This is a genomic window from Puniceibacterium sp. IMCC21224 (assembly GCF_001038505.1).
GTDB lineage: Bacteria > Pseudomonadota > Alphaproteobacteria > Rhodobacterales > Rhodobacteraceae > Puniceibacterium.
Map to the genome: position 1 here is coordinate 3,582,858 of NZ_LDPY01000001.1, position 19,427 is coordinate 3,602,284.

The following is a 19,427-nucleotide window of genomic DNA, read 5'->3' on the forward strand; positions in this document are numbered from 1 at the left end:
ATCGTGACGCACACAGACACCGCGCCAAAAACCTGGCGGGAGTTGAAGATCGACGGTTTTGTCGCGCTGATCGGCCCGCTTCTGCGGTCAACCCGGTTTGAAAGCGACAACACCTACGGGCTTCAGACGCAGGACAAACATAAGAACCAGATCGGGATCGTTCACGGCGGAGTGTTGAGCAGTCTTCTGGATCAAGTCATCGCGATCACAGCCTGGAATGCCGTCGACCGCCAGCCAACGGTCACGGTTCAGATGGATACGCGGTTTTTGGGGGCAGCCATGGCCGGGGATTTTCTGGAAATCCGCGCCACCATCCGCCACGCAACACGATCCCTGGTCTTTGTCGACGCCGATATCACCTGCGGCACCAAAATGATCGCAAGCGCCACCGCTGTCATGAAAATATCAAAACCAACAGGACAAAATACATGAGCGATCCGCAGGAAAATACACCAGCCGGGCCGTTGGCCGGGGTCAAGGTTCTCGACTTTTCGCGCATCTTGTCCGGTCCCTACGCCAGCATGGTTCTGGCCGACCTCGGGGCCGAGATCATCAAGGTCGAACCAATCGAAAGCGGCGATGAAACCCGCAACTTCCCGCCGTTCCAAGGCGGGTTAAGCCATTATTACATTGCACTCAATCGCAGCAAAAAGAGTGTATCTCTCAATCTGAAAACCCCCGAAGGGGTCCAGATCGCCAAAGATCTGGCCCAACAAAGCGACATCGTTCTGGAAAATTTTCGACCCGGTGTCATGGATCGGCTGGGATTGGGATATGACACCTTGCGGGCACTGAATGAACGATTGATCTACTGTTCCATCACAGGTTTTGGCACCAATAGCCCGCATGGCGACAAACCTGCGTTTGATATCGTAGCACAGGCGCTTTCGGGTGTGATGAGCGTCAATCGCGAACCCGGACAGCCCCCAAACAAGCTGGGTCTTCCGTTGGGCGATATGGCTGGCAGCATATTTTCAGTTTTTGGCCTGCTCGCCGCGCTGTTCGAACGCAACAGCACAGGTCGCGGCAAACATATCGAGGTCGCCATGCTCGACAGTTTGATTGCGATGCAGGGGTATCTGTCCCAGATCTATTTCGTCACGGGCCAAAGCCCACAGCCCGTCGGCACCCAGCACCCCAGTATTGTGCCCTACGGATCGTTTCCGACATCAGACGACCATGTTATTGTCGCCTGCCTGACAGAACGATTCTGGCACAATTTCGCCCGCTGCCTGGATCGTGAGGATTTGATAAAGGACCCGCGTTTTGCGCTCTACGCCGAACGGCTGGCCAACCGAGCCGCGCTTGAGCCGATCATCCACGCCCGAATGACACAAGATTCCACCGCCTACTGGCTAGAGCGTCTGGAGCAGTTCGACGTTCCCAGCGCGCCAATTCTTTCGATCGGTGAAGCGCTGGAACAGGATCACGTCGCGCAGCAGGGTCTGATTGAAACGGTCACACATCCGCAAATCGGAGAAATGAAACTTGTGCGCGGCCCGATCCGATTTGACGGCGTCGGTCCTGCCAAAGCGACAGCGCCGTCGCTGTTGGGGGAAAATACTGCGGACGTTCTGATGCACAAATTGGGTTTTGATCCTGACGCGGTCGATAGGTTTGTGACAAAGGGAATTGTCAAAACCATCCCTTGACCCAAGCCGTCCCTGTTTTCGCCGCCTCTAGAATGCGTAAAGGCCGGGGTTGCCCGGCCTTTGCAGCAGATGCGATTTTGGTCGCGTCAGATCACAACCACATCCAGCGGCGGGAAGCCATTGAAACCAACGCTCGAATAGGTCGAGGTGTACGCGCCGCAGTTGCGGATGATCACCTTGTCACCGCATTTCAGCGTCAACGGCAATTCCACAGGGCGCTTTTCATATAGCACATCCGCCGAATCACAGGACGGGCCGGCCAGAACGCAGGGACCAAAGACGTCGTCGTCACGCTCGGTCAGGAACTGGTAGCGGATCGCCTCACCTTCGGTTTCGGCCAGGCCTGAAAAGCGGCCAATGTCGAGGTAAACCCAGCGGTGCAGGTCGTTTTCCGACTTACGCGACACCAGAATCACTTCGGCGGCGATAGCGCCGGCTTCGGCGACCATACCGCGGCCCGGCTCTGCCATGATGTGCGGCACATCACCGAAACGCTCGGTGATCTGGCGCATGACTTCGGCGGCATAGACTGTTGGGGCCTCAATCGCCTCACCGTAGAACGCCGGAAAGCCGCCACCAATATTGAGCAGGGTCAGCTGATGGCCCGCGTCCTTGGCATCCTGCCAGACAGCAGCCACCTGATCGAGTGTGATAGCCCACATTCCGGCGCGACGAGTCTGCGATCCGACGTGGAACGAAAATCCGATCGGATCGAGGCCCAGTGCCTTTGCCATATCCAGCAGCGTCAGCGCCTTGTCGCGGGCGCAGCCGAACTTGCGCGACAGCGGCCAGTCTGCCTCGGACGCGTCGACAATCAGGCGGATATAAACCTGCGTACCGGGGGCATGTTCGGCCAGCTTTTCCAGCTCTTCCTCGGCATCGGCCGAAAACAGGCGGATGCCCGCGCCAAATGCCCAGGCAATGTCGCCGACCTTTTTGATCGTGTTGCCGAACGACACATCCTCGGGTGCGGCACCCTGCGACAGGCACAGCTCAATCTCGCCGCGCGAGGCCGCATCAAAATGCGAGCCAAGGCCCACCAGAGTGTTGATGATTTCCTTGGCCGGGTTCGCCTTGACCGCGTAATGGATCGAGGCGCGTCCCAGCCCCTGCGCGAGCGCGGCGTACTGGCGCGCCACAACTTGCGTGTCCACCACCAGCGTCGGGTGGTCGAAATGGGTATTGCGGATATACGTTTCCACGCGGGAAACAGGCGCAGATGCGCGGGCCGAAAACTCAGCTACGTATGCGTTCATGGTCATCTCCAATAGACCCGGCCATATATGACCGCTCACTTCCAAGGGAGACGTTACCGTCGCTACGTAACCATGGGGGTTGGGCCCTTGGGACAGAGGCGCGTGCGTTGGCGTCTTGAAACCGCATATCGGGCCAATTGCGATTCACATCAAGAGGGTTTTTCACCCGATCCCGAAAAAATTTAACGACCGGATTGAGTGTGGTTGTGCAGACACGCCAAGGGCGGGCGTCCAAGTCGCCCCCGGTCATTGTTCCCCAGCAGACCCAAGCGACATGTGGCATTCCTGCGACGGCGTTGACCCCCAGGAAATTAGCAGCCTCATGCGGCGCTCACCTAAGACGGTCCACCGAGCGCGAGATAGGGAAATCAGGTCAGACCTTTTGAGGTGCGCTGGCGCCATCGCCGGTTTATACCGTACCGTCAGCCTGCGCCCGACGCCCCCAAAGATCGTATTCTCCGGCCTCGTCCACCGTGACGCTGACGATATCGCCGGGCGTCAGATCCGAGAACCCCTCGTCGATAAAGAGGTTTCCATCAATTTCGGGTGCATCCGCCATTGTGCGACAGGTGGCGGCATCACCGTCGACATCGTCGACGATGACCTGAATCGTGCTGCCGACCTTGGCCTCCAGCCTGGCCTCGGAAATCGCCTGGGCCTTGGCCATAAACCGGTCCCAGCGATCCTGCTTGACCTCTTGCGGCACATGATCAGGCAGCGCGTTTGACCTTGCCCCCGCGACATTTTCATACTGAAAACAGCCCACCCGGTCGAGCAGCGCCTCGTCCATCCAATCCAGAAGCGTCTGGAATTCGGCTTCGGTTTCGCCGGGATAGCCAACTATAAAGGTCGAGCGCAGGGTGATGTCCGGGCAGACATTGCGCCAAGCGGCAATCTCATCCAGCGTCCTGGCGGCGGCTGCGGGCCGTGCCATACGTTTCAGCGTGTCCGGATGAGCATGTTGAAACGGGATATCCAGATAGGGCAACACACCGTTGGCCGGATCTGCCATCAGCGGGATCAGGTCGCGCACATGCGGATAGGGATAGACGTAGTGCATCCGTACCCACGCGCCAAGGCTGCCAAGATCACGGGCAAGATTCAGGATCGGCGCCTTGCTGTCGCGGTCTTTCCAGTCGGTGCCATAGGCAGAGGTATCCTGCGAAATCACCAGCAGTTCGCGCACGCCGCTTTCGACCAGCTTTTCCGCCTCACGCAGCACAGCACGATGCGGGCGCGATTGCAGGCGCCCGCGCATGTCGGGGATGATGCAGAACTTGCACTTGTGGTTACAGCCCTCGGAAATTTTGAGATAGCTGTAGTGGCGCGGCGTCAGCTTTACACCCGCAGCCGGCATCAGGTCGATGAATGGATCAGGATCGGGCGGCACCGCCATGTGAACCGCATCCAGCACTTGTTCGTATTGGTGCGGGCCGGTCACGGCCAGAATCCGGGGGTGATGTTCGCGGATGTAATCCGGCTCGGCCCCCAGACAGCCGGTCACGATCACCCGTCCATTTTCAGCCAGCGCCTCACCGATGGCCTCAAGGCTCTCGGCTTTGGCGCTGTCAAGAAATCCGCAGGTGTTGACGATCACTGCATCTGCCCCGGTGTAATCAGGCGAAATGCCATACCCCTCGGCGCGCAGACGGGTGAGGATGCGTTCGCTATCTACCAGCGCCTTTGGGCAACCAAGAGAGACCATGCCAATCGAGGGCTGACCCGCGCGGCGGGTGGCTTCGATGCGGGCGGCGGGCGCGAGGTCAGGGCGCAGATTCGGGGGGTTCTGTGTCATGGCCCCTCTTATCCCCACACCGCGACCGCGAAAAGGGTTTGTTGCACGGGACGTCGGGGCGCAACGCCAACACCGAAAGGTGCGCAACACCTGCGCACCCCACGAGGCGGTCGGTCAGCGGCGGCGGTCGCGGCGGGCCGACATCGGCTGGAACGCGACGCCGACATGCGCCTCGCAATAGGGTTTGCCCTGCTGGACCGGCAGGCCACAGAACCAAAAATCCGGTGTTGCGGGATCACCCACCGGCCATTTGCAGGTCCGTTCGGTCAGCTCCATCAGGGTGATCTTTTTCGCCTTCTTCTCGATCTCGTTGACCTTGGCAAGCGCCTCGGGGCTGATCTCGTTTGCGGACGGCTGCGGCGGCAGCGGCTGGCCTGCAGGAATAATCGCGCGACGGGCGGGCGGCTGCGCGGATTTGGTTTCCAGCACGACCGGCTCTGGGTTGGGATCGCGTGCGGGTTCAGTCCGCGGCTGCGGCTTGGCCTTGACCTCGGGCGTGGCTGGTTTGACCTCGGGTGCGGCTGCCGCGGGTTCAGGTGCCGACGACGCGGGTGCAGGACCCGAGCCTGCGCGGTTCGACAGGCCGAGGCGATGCACCTTTCCGATGACGGCATTTCGGGTGACGCCGCCCAGCTCTTTGGCGATCTGGCTGGCGGACTGGCCTTCGCCCCACATCTTTTTGAGCTGCTCTACGCGTTCATCGGTCCAGGACATGGGCGTTCCTTATGGAAAAAAGCGGCCCCGGCTGAGGGCCGCCTGAAAATTCGGTGTCAGCCCCCTATTCTAATCACTCCACCCCGAGTTACAAGCGGCGCAACAGACAGGAGCGTCGAGTAATGCAGGAATACACCCCTATCCCCCACGGGACGCGCCGGTTTGGCCGGGTCAACTGGCTGGGGCTCTATACCCTTGCGACCCGCGAGATGATGCGGTTCACCAGCGTCTGGACCCAAACCCTGCTGGCACCTCTTGTGACAGCCGGGTTGTTCCTGCTGATATTTTCGTTGGCCATCGGCCCCCAGCGGGGCGACGTGATGGGTGTGCCTTTTACCACATTCATCGCGCCGGGGATCCTGATGATGACGGTGATTCAGAACGCCTTTGCCAATACTTCGTCTTCAATCGTGATCTCGAAAGTGCAGGGCAATATCGTTGACACGCTGATGCCGCCGCTTTCGGTGCTCGAGCTGGTATTGGGCTATTTGGTCGGCGGCGTGATGCGCGGGCTGTTCGTGGCCGTGGCGATCGTGGTGGCGCTGATGCTGTTTCTGGGAATCGTTCCCGCACATCCGCTGGTGGCACTGGGGTTCATCGTGCTGGGGGCGGCGTTCATGTCGGCGTTGGGGATGCTGGCAGGGATCTATGCCAACAAGTTCGACCAGATGGCGGCGATCACCAACTTTCTGGTGACGCCGCTGGCGTTTCTGTCTGGCACGTTTTATTCGGTCGAAGCCCTGCCGCCGGTGCTGCGCGAGATTACCCACCTCAATCCGATCTTCTATCTGATTGACGGCGCCCGATACGGCGTGATTGGCGTGTCTGACACCTCGCCATGGCTGGGGGGATGCGTGGCACTGGTGGCCACGTTCGCGATACTGGTGCTGGCCTGGGGAATGTTTCGAAGCGGATACCGGCTCAAGGCGTGAGGGCGCGCTGTCGGGGCTCGGCTGATCTGCGCCGCTAAAGAGCTGCCTGATCGCGCTCTGGCACGATCTGCTGCACGATTCCGACGGAAATCAGGTAGAGCGACGTCACCACCAGCCCCCAATGCGCCCAACTTTGCGGGTGAAAATCGACCCAGGCCGCCCATCCGGCAAAGACGGTCCAAGCGAGCGCAATTGGCAGCGACAGATTGCGCCAGCGCGTGGTGCGAACCGGATGGATAAATTTGAGCGGCAGGAACATTGCAACTGCGAGTACCGACACCAGCATCAGAATGATCCAGGGTTCGGGATCGAGCGCAAACATCACCAGAACGACCATGTTCCAACAGCCTGGAAAGCCCTGAAACGAATTGTCTGATGTCTTCATCCGGCTGTCACAGAAATACATCGCGCTGGCAAAGGTGATCAGGATGATCGCAGCCCAACCGGGCCAGCCTGGCAGAAGATCCGACTGAAACAGCGCGAACGCCGGGATGAACACGTAGGTCAGGTAATCTATGATCAAGTCCAGCAGCACGCCGTCAAAGCGCGGCGCCATGCCCTTGACGTCATATTTACGCGCCAGCGGGCCGTCGATACCATCCACGGCAAACGCCACCACAAGCCAGAGAAACATGACTGACCACCGCTCCTGAGCGGCGGCGAGTAAGGCAAGCATGGCAAAGACCGCGCCAGTGGCGGTCAGAAGATGGACAAAAAGCGCTTTGTTCTGTGGCGTCATAGGACCGTCATGGCCAATTTTTGCCCGCGTTGCAAACATGATCGAAGACGGTTTCCGGTGGATGCGTCTAGAAGTGCGTATTTTTCAAGAGAAGAAGTCGAGGATTGGAGAGTGGCCTCCTCGCCTTGGTATTCCACCATGGTCGCGAGATACGGTTTTTTCAGACTATCAGCGTGGTGCCGGTTTGGCCGGTGATCCGAGTGGTCACAATCGCGCCTTCGGTCTGGGGTGAGGCAAAGCGCACTTCGGTGAATTGTTCGGTTCGGCCCATATCAGGCGATTCCATCAAGATGGAATGCGTTCTGCCAACCTGCCCCGCGAGGTGCTTTTGGACTTGCGCCGCACCGGCCGCGCGCAGGCGGGCAGCGCGATCCCGGATTGCCGGACCTTTGACGGCGGGCATCCGGGCAGCTGGTGTGCCAGGGCGCGGGCTGTAGGGGAAGACATGCAGCCAGGTCAGGTTGCATTCGTCGACCAACTTCAGCGAGTTTTCGAAATGCGCTTCGGTTTCCGTTGGGAAACCAGCGATGATATCGGCGCCGAATGTCATCTCCGGGCGCAGTTTACGTGCCTCTTCGGCAAAGCGAATTGCATCGTCGCGCAGGTGACGACGTTTCATGCGCTTGAGGATCAGATCGTCGCCATGCTGCAACGACAGGTGCAGATGCGGCATCAGCCTCGCTTCGGTCGCGATGGCGGCCAGCAGATTGTCGTCCACTTCGATGCTATCGATGCTGCTAATCCGCAGGCGCGGCAAATCCGGCACGAGTTTAAGGATCCGCATTACCAGATCGCCCAGTTTGGGCTGTGCGGGCAGGTCCGCCCCCCAAGAGGTCAGGTCAACGCCGGTCAGGACAACTTCGTTGTAGCCCTTGTCCACCAGACGCTTGATCTGGTCGACGACGACGCCGACGGGAACCGAGCGGGAGTTGCCGCGTCCATAAGGAATAATACAAAAGGTGCAGCGATGATCGCAACCGTTCTGAACCTGGACATAGGCGCGACTGCGCGTGCCGAACCCGTCGATCAGGTGGCCCGCCGTTTCAGTCACCGACATGATGTCGTCGACCATAACGGCCTCGGTCTCACCGATGAAATCGGCGGCCAGGGTTTTCCAGGTCTGTGGTGTCATCTTTTCGGTATTGCCAATGACGGCGTCGACCTCGGGCATGGCTGAAAAGGTCTGCGGTTCGGTCTGTGCGGCGCATCCGGTCACGATCAGTCGCGCCTGCGGGTTTTCGCGCCGCAGACGACGGATTTCCTGACGGGCCTTGCGCACCGCCTCTGAGGTCACGGCACAAGTGTTGACAACCACGGCACCCGAAAGTCCGGCCTCATTGGCCAGCGCCTTCATCGCCTCGGTCTCATACGCGTTGAGACGGCAGCCAAGCGTTGTGAACAGTGGCGCGGTCATACCGACGCCAGCCATTGCGCGGTCAGAACACCCGAGGCCACGTGCATCGTCGCACCCGTCACCCAGACGCCGTCGTCACGCCAGTCCACGGTCAGGGTCCCGCCATCCAGGTCGATCCGCACCGTGCGCCCGGTCAACCCGCGCCGCGACGCCGCCACCGCCGTCGCACAGGAGGAAGATCCCGACGCCAGGGTGATACCGACACCACGTTCCCAAACCCGCATCCGCAGATGGTCAGGACCGACGACAGAGGCCACCTGCACATTGGTGCGTTGGGGAAAGAGCGGATGATGCTCGTAACGTGCGCCGAACTGGTCGAGAGGAACCGCAGTGGCATCCTGTACAAAGAAGGTGCAGTGCGGGTTACCCATGCCGGTTGCGGTCGGGCCACCCTCGATTGGCAATTCCAGTGTTTGCATCGCCTCAGCCAGCGGAATGTCCTGCCAGTCAACCTGCGGATGCCCCATGTTGACCGAAGTCAACCCCTGCCCAGCGTCCACAGCCTGCAATGCTCCGCGATCAGTTGTCAGCGTTAGCGCGGCTTGGCCAGTCTCATTCATGATGTGGCGCGCGATACAGCGCGTGGCATTACCGCAGGCGGCAGACGTTGATCCATCAGCGTTGTAAAAGGTAAGATGCGCATCCGCCCCCTGCCCCGCCGTGATCAGCGCCAACTGATCAAAGCCTATCCCGCGATGCCTGTCGGCCAATGCTATGGCAAGCGCCGGTGTCACTTCGAGTCTTTGCGCGCGCGCATCCAATACGACAAAGTCGTTGCCAAGCCCGTGCATTTTCATGAAGGGCAGCGAAGAGTCCAGTTTGCTGTACATCCGCGGGCATATACGCGTTGTCCGCGATGCTTTCCAGAGGCCCGTTGATGCTGACGCGCATGAGAGTTGCCTAGTTGACGTAAAAACCCGATTTTTGGGGGTTGACCCCGCACTGACCTCTTTCTAGACAGCGCACCAGTGGGCCTGTAGCTCAGTTGGTAGAGCAACTGACTTTTAATCAGTAGGTCTCGGGTTCGGATCCCGACGGGCTCACCAATTTTATCAATAGCTTACATAAAAAAACCATCGCCCTCGTTCGGAGCGGGTAAGCGCGGGGTAAGCTTTGCGGAGAATTTCTTTGCTTTTTTGTTTGGGCTGCTTCAGCCTGATGTAGGGGGACACTAGCTTTGGCCAAAAGACGAGGTTGAGGTAGTGAAGGGTTAAGGTATTGAGCAGACGTAGGAAAAGGCGTCTGGAACGGGTGCGGTGACCGATCTCACCATGGACGGTGTTGGCCGAAAGTGGCGGCGAAAACCAGCGTTCTGATGCAATAAAAGTGCATTGTGAACACGCTCTGGATGCAATGTGTTGCGTACCAGTGCACTCAGAAAAGGTTTTGAGACAAAGGACTTAGCTGACCTAGAAGGCTGGTAGTGCTTCCTGCAAGACGCTCGATGGAAGAGTGGCAAGGTGGGAACTGGAGTGCCCACCTTGAGTTGGCAGTTCCCACCTTGAAAATACACCTAGATATCAAATGTTTACGCCCGGTGGGGTTAAGCGATCCGTCTTGCCAAGGTGGGAACGTCAGAAAAGTCGGTTTTGGCGAGTTTCCTGACGGCCAAGAACCGAACCTCAGTCCGAGAAACCGAAATTGTTGACCAGAAGTTCCGCCCGATCGGAGCCGCGTGACGCGCGACCAACGGTATATGTGGTCAACAATTCTGCCATGGTGAATCCGGCGAAAGTCGTGCGGATCTCGGGCGTGTCGTTGATCGACAGGATGAACCGACCGTTGATCCCGGCGAGCTGGTCGGCCAGAGCGGCAAAGTCTGCACGGCTGAACATTTCCTTGCCGTAGTCCGTCTCCGATCCGAAGTAGGGCGGATCAAGATAGAACAGAGTGCCTGGCTTGTCATAGCGGGTGATGAAGGCCGCATAATCCAAGCACTCGATCACAACGCCGGATAGGCGGGAGTGCAAATCCTCAAGCATCGGCTCAAGAGTGGTTAGGTTGAAACGGCCCGGTCGATCCGCTGCAACGCCGAAGTTGCGGCCCGATACCCTGCCACCGAACGCGGTACGCTGGAGGTAAAGGAAGCGCGCTGCGCGTTCGAGGTCGGTCAGGGTGTCGGGCGGCGTGTCGACCAAGCGGTTGAACTCTGCCCTCACGGTCAGTTGAAACCGCAGCACATCGAGGAATTGCGGATAGTGCCGCTGCAGGATTCGAAAGAGGTTGGCAATGTCGCGCCCGAAGTCGTTGATCACTTCAGCTTTGGGTCGCATAGTGCGGCGCAGAAAGATCCCGCCCATGCCGACAAAAGGTTCAGCGTAGACGGTGTGCGGCGTGGTGTCGATCAGCGCGCAGATGCGTTTGGCGAGAACGCGCTTGCCGCCCAGCCAGGGGGCGACGGGGCGGATGGGCGAGACGGGTTCGAGCGTGCGGGTCACAGGCAGGTTCCTTGATGCTGAAGTCTGGAACATATCAGGAACACAAAGCGCCGTCTTGCCCGGATTTGGGCACGGAACGTGTTAGTCAGCAGCGATGATCTCGATCCCCATCTTCTGACATTCTCTAGATAGAATTGCATCAAAATCGGCGTTTTCAGACAATTGAGGAGCAATCAGATCGTTGTCCTCAGCGTCGTAAATCGCAATGAAAACCCTGAACCCAACCCATTCCCCAAAGTCGTTTTTACCATCCATCGTCCCACATATTGGCAACAAAGGCTCGCCCGCTTGAGGTGCAGCCAAAATCTGACCAAACCTGAACGTGTCAGGTGCTCCTATCCAACGGTCAAAGGCTGACGCAATTTCAGCAACTCTTTGAGGTGATAGTTGAGAAGTTCCGCCGTCTTTCGATTGGGCCTGCGCGTTGACCACCGGCGAGAAGCCCCACAAAATACCAAAGCATAGTAAAATCCGTTTCATTAAGGCTCCCTGCAAAGATAGACCACCCTGCCGATTACGCGGAGCTGCGCAACGCGGTCGGCGGCGACGGTTTCGATTGGGTATCGGTTGTTGTCAGAAACCAGCTCGATAGTGTCATCCAGGCGGCGCCGAACGCGCTTGACCAAAAGATCACCGCCAATGTTTAGCACATAGATGCAGCCGTTTTTTACGGCAGACTGACTGTGATCAACAATCACAAGACAGCCGTCTGGAATCGTCGGCTCCATACTGTCGCCCTTGGCCCAAATCGCTGAGCATTGGTCGGGCGTGGCGCCAAGGTTGCGCAAGAATGACGCCTCGAAAGAGACGACGCCCGCGACTTGTTCTGCATCAGGCAATGCGCCGGGACCTGCGGACGCTTCAATGTCGTACTGCGGGATGCGGATGAAATCATCGGTACGTCTTGCAACCTTTCGATTCATCGGAAGATCGGCCACCGGAATCCCTGTCGCTGCCGACAGTGCGAGATCCCGAGATGTCCTCTCACTTGGCGGCATCACCAGATCTTCAGGGATATATCCATTTCTGTCGTCGGCCATACCGGAAAGCAACCAAGATAGATTTGTACTGGTTACACGCGATATTTCGAGTAGCACCGAGGCGCGTGGCTCCGACTTTCCGCTGACATAATCTGAAAGCGTACGGCGTTTTGTGTCCGTTAGCAGGTCGGTGAGCTTGTCCAATCCTCCGACGCGCTCAGCGGCCTCTCTTATTCTATCACCAAGTCCACCCATGCTTATATCGCAGAAATCCGCCTTACAGCAGAATTCTGCTTGTAAGGAGGCAGAAATCTGCTATCCCTTATATACAGGCCAGAATAAGCGGCCTTGTTTCCGACTTCACATCTTAAAAGACGCCAGCGTTGCAGCGCTGGTGCCCCCTTGGAGAGTCCCATGGCTAAGCACGACCCGACCAGAGCCCCGAAAATGGACTGGGAGGCCATCAAGGCCCAAGTCCACCGCCAAGGCATGACCTTTACCGAGCTGTCCAAACGTGCTGGCGTTCACAAGGACGCCTGTGGACAACTCAAGACCCGCCCGAATTACGATGCCCAAACGGCCGTCGCTAAATTCATCGGCGAAAAGCCCGAAGATCTGTGGCCGAGTCGCTATCCGCAGAAGCGTCCCCGTATCCTCAATATCAACAAATACACGCCGGTGGACAGTCAAAAAGGCGTCCGGGCCGCTGACAGGATTGCGGCAGAATGAGCGTGCTGGTGTCAAAAACCCCGCAGGACATGGACAGCTCGTCCGGTCTGGCCGAAATGCCGATCCTGCCCGCCCCTGCCGCCTGCGCCGAGCTGCGCTATGCCCGTGGCATTCTGAAGGCGGCGTATTGTCACCCTGACGATCTGTTGCGCGCGGCAGCGGTCCATCTGCGGGATCACGGCGACTGGATGGACGTGCAGTCGGCCACGCAGATGCTGCGCCAACTGGAAGAGCGCGCGGCGGAGGCCAGGATCGAGGTTGCGCTCATTCATCCAGACACTGCCGAGTCCATTGCGGCAGATATCGACCGGGTCTCGCTCCCGCCGCTGTGGATGTGTCTGGCGTTCCTGATCTGGGCGGTGGGTTTCGCCTGGATGCTTGCGTTGTTGGTGCTGTGATGTCAGTTGCCAGAAATCTCACTGAGCTTGCGGTAATTATGCCCTTCGAAGGCATAGAACCCGCCGAAGCAGCGGTGCATGAACGGTATCTTCAGTCTTTCGCTGCTGTCGAAACTTCCGGTTGCGTCGAGGGCGTCATTGGCTGTCTTGGACTCAAACTGAAATCGGTTGAACCGGCACTGTCGGAAGAGGGTTTTTCAGTCATTCGAATCGTCTCCAATTGGTTGTTGCAGTTGGTGATGAAGGAGCCGGGAGGTGGTTCGAACACCTTCCGGTTCTGCTGGTGTAGCACAAAATCTGCCAAGTTTCCACTTTGGCATGCGCAGATGTTGCGGCCCTAAGCACGGCACTCGCTGCAGGCGATCAACGCTCATCGCCTGCGGATCCCCACGTTTGAAACAGGCATATCATGACAGAACAGATGCTCGATCTGGCTCTTGCCGAGATCGCAATCCCTGACACCCGCGCCCGCGCGCTTGACCCCATCTGGGCCGAAGGTCTTGCCCAGATCATCGCGGAACAGGGCCTGACCAACCCGATCACCGTTCGGCAGACCGAAGACGGGTTTCGCCTGGTCACGGGCCTTCACCGACTTCATGCGGTATTCCTGCTTGATTGGAGCCACATCCCCGCCCGCCTGTCCCAGGCCAGCAGCGACGATGAGGCGCGGCTGGAAGAGGTCATGGAAAACCTTGGTCGGCACGAGCTGACCGCGCTGGACCGCTGCCATCACATGTTTGAGCTGCAGCAGGTCTATGAGCGGCTGCACCCGGAGACGAAGCACGGGGCCGCGTCACCAAAGACGCAAAATTTGCGTCTTTCCCAAAACACTGAGGAAACAGTCGAAATCTTCGGTTTTGCCGAGGCGACGGCCAAGGCCATTGGCCTGTCCAAGCGGTCAATCCAGCTCTCCGTCAAGATCTGGAAGGACCTGATCCCCAGCTCGCGTTTGCGTCTGATCGGAACGAAGCTGGCCAGCAAACAGACCGAGCTGAAGCTGCTGTCCGAGCAGTCTTCCAAGACGCAGGTCAAGGTGCTGGATCTGATCCTTGACCCCGAGGTTGCGGTTGACGGCGTGCAGCCTGCTCTGGACCTGATCACACATTCCCGTCCGACCAGCGACATCGAGCGTCAGACCAAGGCGGTCAGCGCCACGATCGGCAGGCTGGACGACGCGGTTCTGGATGGGGTTGTCCAGGCGCATGCGGACCGGCTGATCGCAGCACTCAAGCGGATGGGGCGCCTCTGATCATGGCGCGGTACCGCGATCCCCTGACCAAAGATCTGTTTGCCTACGAGCCGCCTCAGGTGGCCGTCGGATACAGTTCTGATGTGGCAGGGCGCGGACCGATGGACAACCGAATTGCCCGGCTGGTGGCACGGGCCTTGCGGGATGCCCGCGATGATCGCGACAAAAGCCGCAGGGATGTGGCCGACGACATGACGGTCTTTTTGGGTCGTTCGATTTCCGAAGCGATGCTGCACAAGTGGGCATCGGAAGCATCAGTCGATCACCGTCTCCCGCTGGATGCTTTTGTGGCGCTGGTACATGCCACGGGCGCGATGGAGCTGCTGGGCTTTGTGCCGGGCGAGTTTGGTCTGACGGTGATCGAGACGGAATATGCCGATGTGATCGAGGAGCGGCTGCTCGACGATCACATGGAAGAGATGGAGGCGCGCCGTCAGCTGTTGCGCAGCCGTCGGAGGGCCAAAAGATGAAGCAACAGTTTTTCACCGCACAAGAGCTGGCCGATCTGGCAAGGGATCTGCGCATCGGGTCGTTTCCGCAGACCAAACGCGGCGTCAACACTCTGGCCAAGCGGGAAGGTTGGAACGATTTTCCGGTTAGTTCCTGCCGTAAATGTGCAGGCCAGCAGGGCGGTGGTGGTCGAGAATATCACATCAACCTCCTATCGGAGGACTTTCGGACAGCGATCCAGGTGCGGTTTGCTCTGTCAGGTCAGTCGCGTGAGATCGTGAAATCCGAAGCGCAGCGCAGTGAGGTTCTGGCCAGGACGGGCGTCGTCAACCTGAAAGCCCGTCAGAGAATTGTCATGGAGAGCCGGTCCGGGGTCCTGTTGGCGCTGCGAGGGTACCGGATTGCGCATGGTCTTTCCATGGCCAGCGGTGTCCGCGCCTTCATGGCTGCGCAAGATGAACTTGCCGCCTTTTGTGCTGCCGAACAGGTGCGCGACACCGGCGGGAACCTAAATCTCGACCAGGTGGCATTGCTGGGCCGGGAGCCAGTTCTCCTTGCGCCGCTCTCCGAAGGCTTCGGCCTGACCGCCAAAACGCTGGCACAAGCCAATGATCGAAGAGACGGATCTCCGGTCGTCAGCGACCGGACGATACGCCGTTGGTCGAAGATCTATGCCGAACAGGGTGTTGCCGGTCTGGCGCCTGCGGTGACCAAAGCGGTTGAGCCGCTGCCAGTCGGGTTTGAAACCTTTCTGAATTACTACGCCCGTCCCACAAAGCCCTGCATGACCGAGGCGCTGAAAGATTATCACGACAATCTGACAGAGCCGTCGCAGGCGCTCACCCTGAAACAGGTGCGTCATACGCTGAAGGTGAAACTCAACGACATTGAACGCAATGTGGGCCGTGAGGGCCTGCTGACCCTGCGGTCGCGGATGGCTTTTGTCCGCCGCTCCACTGATAACTTGTTGCCGACAACAGTTTATACGGCGGACGGCAAGACGTTCGACGCCGAGATCGCCGACTGGAAAACCCACCAGGCGATGAAACCAGAGATCACATCGATCCTGGATGTGGCCACCCGAAAATGTGTCGGTTTTGCACTTTCGCGCAAGGAAGACACCCGCGCTGTCACTGAGGCTTTGCGCAATTCCTGTGTGGATCACGGCATCCCGGCGATCTTCTACACGGATCGCGGATCTGGTTACAAAAACAAGGCGATGGATGACACGACGATTGGCCTGATGGGGCGGTTGTCGATCACCAAGATGCATGCTTTGCCCTATAACTCACAGGCAAAGGGCATCATTGAGCGGTTCAACCGGACGGTCTGGAACCCTCTGGCTCAAAAACTGCCCTCATATCTGGGTGCAGGTATGGACAAAGAGGCCAAGCATCGCTTCCACAAGGCCACCCGCGCCGATCTGAAGGAATTCGGCCAGAGTCGCCTGCTGACGCCATGGGCGGATTTCCTGACAATGTGCCAAGAAGCGGTGGCGCGGTACAACGACAGGCCCCACGACGGTCTTCCACGTTATCAGGATCCGGCAACCGGCACTTTCCGGCACCTCTCGCCAAACGAGGCCTGGGCGCAGCATGTGACGGATGGGTTCGAACCGGTTCCGGTCGACGAAGACATCCAGGACGATCTGTTCCGGCCTTACGAGATCCGGGTGGCGCGCCGCGCCGAGGTCCAGTGGAACACCAACACCTATTTCCACCTCGCGCTTGAGGCATACCACGGCGAACAGGTGCTGGTTGGGTATGACCATAGCGATGCCAAGCGGGTCTGGGTCCGGGAGCTGGACCGCACATTGGACCAGCCGGGCAAACTGATCTGCGTTGCAAGGTTCGCTGGAAACCGCACCGATTACATTCCGCGCACGGCACAGCGCGCCGCCGAAGAAGGTCGTGCAAAAGGTCGGATGGCCCGTATTGGCAACAAGATTCGCGACATCGATGCCGAGCTGAACAGGCCGTACCTGGTTGAACAGGTGGACCCGTTGTCGGTGCCCCTGACGAATGCACCAGTCCGGGAACCGGTCAGCCTGAAGGTGGTGGGAGCCGAAGATACGCCCGCCCTTCCTCAACCCGCCCGTCGGCGCACCTTCGCAAGCGACGAGGAGCTGGCAGCATGGGTTCTGATCAATCCCGAAGAAATGACCTCGAAACAGGCTGATTTGTTGAGGGGATGTCTGCGCCGCGAGTCGGCGCGTGAAGTGTTTCGAATGTCAGGCATTGACGTGGAGGCGCTTCGAACCCTCCTCCGTACCGCCGTTGCCTGACATCCGAAACGTAAGTCGAGAACTAGAGGAGAGCATAACATGAAAACAGGATTTGTCGAGACGAGCAACGTCCGCAAGTTCATGACCGCATTGTCCGCCGTCGAAGAACGCGGCGCGGTCGAAGCCAGCATGGTGGTTGTGGACGGGGAACCAGGCCTCGGAAAGACCACGATGGTCTCGCGCTGGGTTGCGCAGACGGGCAGCATCTACCTGCGGGCGGATGAGGGCTGGAACTACAGCTTCCTGATCAAGGAACTGCTCAACGAGTTGTCCATCAAGAACCCGCACCGGACCAAATACGACCGGCACTTGCAGGTCAAGGATGCTCTGAACGAACGGATCAACGAAAACGAGATCGCCGGAAAGCAGTTCGGAGTGGTGATCGACGAATGCGATCTGGTGTCCAGCCGTAAGGAAATCATGGAAACCCTGCGCGGTTTGTCCGACCGGCACGAAATCCCGGTGATCCTCGTTGGCATGGGGCGACTGCGGGACAACCTGCGCCGGTTTCCCCAGATTGAAAGCCGCGCTCCGCGCAAGGTGCGGTTCCTGCCTGCGTCGATCGAGGACACCAAGGCACTCATTGCTGGACGTTGTGAAGTCCCTGTGGCGGACGATCTGGCGCGGTTTGTGTGCAAGGTCAGCCGAGGCTTCAACCGGGAAATCCTTGAGGCCATCGCTCATATCGAGCGGTTTGGTCTCAGGTCCGACTTTGGGCCAGACGGCGTAACGCTTGCCGACATGCAGGGCCAGATTGTCATGAGCGACCGTAATTCCGGCAATGCCATCGTGGTACCGGAGGCGGCGTGATGTCGGAGGCCGCTCCCAATATCAGCAAGGCCACGTGGCTGCTGCGTCAGTTTTCTGACGCATCGGTGCGCGGCACGGCGGACCTGGCCGAGTCCCTGGGCATCACCACCAAGTCAGTATCTGACACCGCTGCAGTCCTGGTCCGCCGTGGATATCTGGTTCGCAACAAGCCGGGCGAGTATCAGCTTAGTCTTCACGGGCGCGAGGCGCTGGACAGCAACAGGGTCATCACCTCCGGGCCGAACGGGCCGCTGAAGTCCACCCGCAAACACCGAAACAGCTTTCGTGCCCGTGCGTGGCGCGCAATGCGTGTCCGGCGGGTCTTCACCATGGCGGATCTGATCAGCGACGCCGAGGATGGCAACGGTCGCCATGAAAGCAACCTTTCCCGCTATCTCGGGGTGCTGAAACAGGCAGGCTATGTGGTTGAACTGGCCCGTCGCACCCCGGGATCTGCAACCACCAGCAACGGCTACAAGCGCTTTCGCCTTGTCCGGGACACCGGCCCGATCGCGCCGGTGCATGTGGCAAAGACTGAAGTGCTGCACGACTTCAATCTGGAGGAGGGCGTGCCATGCAAGGTCTGACCGGACTGACCCTCGAAGATCCGGAGTGGCTGGAGCTGCTCAAGGCCCAGGTCGCTCAGGGGCGCACGATCACCGAAGTGGCCATGGATATCGGCATGTCGCGGCCCTCACTTTCCATGCTGATCAGCGGGACTTATCCGGCTCGGCTGGACAAGGTCGAGGCGAAGTATGCCAGCGTCATCCTGTCCAGATTCAAGGATCAGGTGTTTTGCCCGCACCTTCACACAGGCCTGCCGCGTGTCATCTGCGCCCGCCACGCCGGAGCCGAGCGCCCCGCCAGTGCCGAACGCATGCGCCATTGGCGCGCCTGCCAGGGCTGCGCTCAGAACCCGAAAATTCACGTTCCCGAAACCCCGAAAGGAAAAGACCAATGAACGATCCCCAAGAACCCGCCTGGTGGGAAAACTCCCAGGGTCACCGCGTGCCCGTCGACCGGGTGAAACCCGAAGACAAGATGAAGGACGAGCTGGCCCGCCGCCTGATGGCCGGGGCAGAAGGCGTGCAGGAGGTGATCCGGCAGTTCAAGAAGACCGCATTCGAGGAAACTTTGGCTGCTCAGCAACTGATTTTCGACCAATACGGCGCCAAGGTAGGTGGTGCGGGCGGCAATATCAGCTTCCGTAGCTATGACGGCTCAATCGAAGTGCGGGTGGCGGTCAACAAAACCACCGGTTTCGGCCCTGAGCTGGGTGCCGCCAAGGCTTTGATCGACGAGTGCATCGAGTCGTGGTCAGAAGGCAGCAACGACAATGTGCGCGCCCTGATTAACCACGCGTTTCAGGTGGAAAAAGGCAATATCGATACGGCCCGCGTCTTAGGTTTGCGTCAGCTCGATATGAAGGACGAGGACGGCAATCCGGATGCACGCTGGAAGCGGGCGATGGATGCGATCGGCAATGCGGTGATCGTTAAAGGCAGCGCGACCTATGTGCGCTTTTACAAACGCGAGCCAGGCACCGACAAGTTGATCGGCGTCCCGCTCGACATCGCCAAGCTGTGA

The 19,427-nt window shown here is 59.1% G+C and carries 22 protein-coding genes and 1 tRNA gene; 14 read left to right on the forward strand and 9 right to left on the reverse strand.

Going from position 1 to position 19,427, the window contains the following annotated elements:
• The first annotated feature begins 3 nt into the window (after positions 1 to 3).
• Together IMCC21224_RS16675 and IMCC21224_RS16680 are read left to right on the forward strand one after the other, a co-directional pair.
• Positions 4 to 432, forward strand: coding sequence for a PaaI family thioesterase (locus IMCC21224_RS16675; protein WP_047996302.1), 429 nt, complete (start codon positions 4 to 6; stop codon positions 430 to 432).
• The gene (locus tag IMCC21224_RS16680) at positions 429 to 1,652 is read left to right on the forward strand and encodes a CaiB/BaiF CoA-transferase family protein (RefSeq protein ID WP_047996303.1); all 1,224 of its coding nucleotides are present in this window, start codon (positions 429 to 431) and stop codon (positions 1,650 to 1,652) included. Before IMCC21224_RS16675 ends, IMCC21224_RS16680 begins: the two co-directional genes overlap by 4 nt.
• Positions 1,653 to 1,738: 86 nt before the next feature.
• Here IMCC21224_RS16680 and IMCC21224_RS16685 read toward each other — a convergent pair whose 3' ends face one another.
• The 3 genes from IMCC21224_RS16685 to IMCC21224_RS16695 form a co-directional block, all read right to left on the reverse strand.
• Positions 1,739 to 2,908, reverse strand: coding sequence for a type III PLP-dependent enzyme (locus IMCC21224_RS16685; protein WP_047997218.1), 1,170 nt, complete (start codon positions 2,906 to 2,908; stop codon positions 1,739 to 1,741).
• 409 nt (positions 2,909 to 3,317) lie between these two features.
• The gene (rimO, locus tag IMCC21224_RS16690; protein ID WP_047996304.1) at positions 3,318 to 4,703 is read right to left on the reverse strand and encodes a 30S ribosomal protein S12 methylthiotransferase RimO; all 1,386 of its coding nucleotides are present in this window, start codon (positions 4,701 to 4,703) and stop codon (positions 3,318 to 3,320) included.
• 114 nt (positions 4,704 to 4,817) lie between these two features.
• Positions 4,818 to 5,417: a GcrA family cell cycle regulator gene (locus tag IMCC21224_RS16695; RefSeq protein ID WP_047996305.1), complete on the reverse strand. Its 600-nt coding sequence runs from the start codon at positions 5,415 to 5,417 to the stop codon at positions 4,818 to 4,820.
• Positions 5,418 to 5,539: 122 nt separating this feature from the next.
• On the opposite strand from IMCC21224_RS16695, the gene IMCC21224_RS16700 reads away from it, so the two are divergent.
• On the forward strand, positions 5,540 to 6,349 hold the full coding sequence (locus IMCC21224_RS16700) for an ABC transporter permease (RefSeq protein ID WP_047996306.1): 810 nt from the start codon (positions 5,540 to 5,542) through the stop codon (positions 6,347 to 6,349).
• Positions 6,350 to 6,383: 34 nt separating this feature from the next.
• On the opposite strand, the gene IMCC21224_RS16705 is transcribed toward IMCC21224_RS16700, so the two are convergent.
• The 3 genes from IMCC21224_RS16705 to dapF all read right to left on the reverse strand — a co-directional run bounded on the left by IMCC21224_RS16705 (position 6,384) and on the right by dapF (position 9,332).
• The gene (locus IMCC21224_RS16705) at positions 6,384 to 7,088 is read right to left on the reverse strand and encodes a phosphatidylcholine/phosphatidylserine synthase (RefSeq protein WP_047997219.1); all 705 of its coding nucleotides are present in this window, start codon (positions 7,086 to 7,088) and stop codon (positions 6,384 to 6,386) included.
• Between the two features lie 160 nt (positions 7,089 to 7,248).
• The gene (mtaB, locus tag IMCC21224_RS16710) at positions 7,249 to 8,502 is read right to left on the reverse strand and encodes a tRNA (N(6)-L-threonylcarbamoyladenosine(37)-C(2))-methylthiotransferase MtaB (protein WP_047996307.1); all 1,254 of its coding nucleotides are present in this window, start codon (positions 8,500 to 8,502) and stop codon (positions 7,249 to 7,251) included.
• Positions 8,499 to 9,332, reverse strand: coding sequence for a diaminopimelate epimerase (gene dapF / locus IMCC21224_RS16715; RefSeq protein WP_047996308.1), 834 nt, complete (start codon positions 9,330 to 9,332; stop codon positions 8,499 to 8,501). The genes mtaB and dapF overlap by 4 nt, the downstream gene beginning before the upstream one ends.
• 140 nt (positions 9,333 to 9,472) lie before the next feature.
• On the opposite strand from dapF, the gene IMCC21224_RS16720 reads away from it, so the two are divergent.
• Positions 9,473 to 9,548, forward strand: a tRNA-Lys gene (locus tag IMCC21224_RS16720).
• 576 nt (positions 9,549 to 10,124) lie between these two features.
• On the opposite strand, the gene IMCC21224_RS16725 is transcribed toward IMCC21224_RS16720, so the two are convergent.
• Genes IMCC21224_RS16725 through IMCC21224_RS16735 form a run of 3 tightly spaced genes read right to left on the reverse strand, consistent with a single transcriptional unit; the run spans position 10,125 to position 12,124 of the window.
• Positions 10,125 to 10,973, reverse strand: coding sequence for a DNA adenine methylase (locus IMCC21224_RS16725; protein ID WP_047996309.1), 849 nt, complete (start codon positions 10,971 to 10,973; stop codon positions 10,125 to 10,127).
• A 48-nt stretch (positions 10,974 to 11,021) separates the two neighbouring features.
• Complete coding sequence (locus tag IMCC21224_RS16730) at positions 11,022 to 11,420, reverse strand: hypothetical protein (RefSeq protein WP_047996310.1); 399 nt, start codon at positions 11,418 to 11,420, stop codon at positions 11,022 to 11,024.
• Positions 11,420 to 12,124, reverse strand: a complete 705-nt coding sequence (locus IMCC21224_RS16735; protein WP_231582110.1) for a S24 family peptidase — start codon at positions 12,122 to 12,124, stop codon at positions 11,420 to 11,422. The genes IMCC21224_RS16730 and IMCC21224_RS16735 overlap by 1 nt, the downstream gene beginning before the upstream one ends.
• A 210-nt stretch (positions 12,125 to 12,334) precedes the next feature.
• Here IMCC21224_RS16735 and IMCC21224_RS16740 point away from each other — a divergent pair, with 210 nt between their 5' ends.
• The 10 genes from IMCC21224_RS16740 to IMCC21224_RS28250 all read left to right on the forward strand — a co-directional run bounded on the left by IMCC21224_RS16740 (position 12,335) and on the right by IMCC21224_RS28250 (position 19,427).
• Positions 12,335 to 12,649, forward strand: coding sequence for a helix-turn-helix domain-containing protein (locus tag IMCC21224_RS16740; RefSeq protein ID WP_047997221.1), 315 nt, complete (start codon positions 12,335 to 12,337; stop codon positions 12,647 to 12,649).
• Positions 12,646 to 13,047, forward strand: a complete 402-nt coding sequence (locus IMCC21224_RS16745) for a hypothetical protein (RefSeq protein ID WP_047996311.1) — start codon at positions 12,646 to 12,648, stop codon at positions 13,045 to 13,047. Before IMCC21224_RS16740 ends, IMCC21224_RS16745 begins: the two co-directional genes overlap by 4 nt.
• Positions 13,047 to 13,388, forward strand: coding sequence for a hypothetical protein (locus IMCC21224_RS16750; protein WP_156178314.1), 342 nt, complete (start codon positions 13,047 to 13,049; stop codon positions 13,386 to 13,388). The genes IMCC21224_RS16745 and IMCC21224_RS16750 overlap by 1 nt, the downstream gene beginning before the upstream one ends.
• Before the next feature lie 68 nt (positions 13,389 to 13,456).
• Complete coding sequence (locus IMCC21224_RS16755) at positions 13,457 to 14,296, forward strand: ParB/RepB/Spo0J family partition protein (RefSeq protein WP_047996313.1); 840 nt, start codon at positions 13,457 to 13,459, stop codon at positions 14,294 to 14,296.
• 2 nt (positions 14,297 to 14,298) lie between these two features.
• Complete coding sequence (locus IMCC21224_RS16760; RefSeq protein ID WP_047996314.1) at positions 14,299 to 14,766, forward strand: hypothetical protein; 468 nt, start codon at positions 14,299 to 14,301, stop codon at positions 14,764 to 14,766.
• Complete coding sequence (locus IMCC21224_RS16765; RefSeq protein ID WP_047996315.1) at positions 14,763 to 17,030, forward strand: Mu transposase C-terminal domain-containing protein; 2,268 nt, start codon at positions 14,763 to 14,765, stop codon at positions 17,028 to 17,030. Before IMCC21224_RS16760 ends, IMCC21224_RS16765 begins: the two co-directional genes overlap by 4 nt.
• A 39-nt stretch (positions 17,031 to 17,069) precedes the next feature.
• A complete protein-coding gene (locus IMCC21224_RS16770; protein WP_047996316.1) occupies positions 17,070 to 17,840 on the forward strand; it encodes an AAA family ATPase in 771 nt (256 codons plus the stop codon).
• Positions 17,840 to 18,427 carry a hypothetical protein gene (locus IMCC21224_RS28240; protein WP_053079017.1) on the forward strand — a complete coding sequence of 196 codons (588 nt, stop codon included), beginning with the start codon at positions 17,840 to 17,842 and terminating at the stop codon, positions 18,425 to 18,427. Before IMCC21224_RS16770 ends, IMCC21224_RS28240 begins: the two co-directional genes overlap by 1 nt.
• A complete protein-coding gene (locus IMCC21224_RS28245; RefSeq protein WP_053079018.1) occupies positions 18,415 to 18,801 on the forward strand; it encodes a helix-turn-helix transcriptional regulator in 387 nt (128 codons plus the stop codon). Before IMCC21224_RS28240 ends, IMCC21224_RS28245 begins: the two co-directional genes overlap by 13 nt.
• Positions 18,798 to 19,427, forward strand: a complete 630-nt coding sequence (locus IMCC21224_RS28250) for a DUF3164 family protein (protein ID WP_047996317.1) — start codon at positions 18,798 to 18,800, stop codon at positions 19,425 to 19,427. The genes IMCC21224_RS28245 and IMCC21224_RS28250 overlap by 4 nt, the downstream gene beginning before the upstream one ends.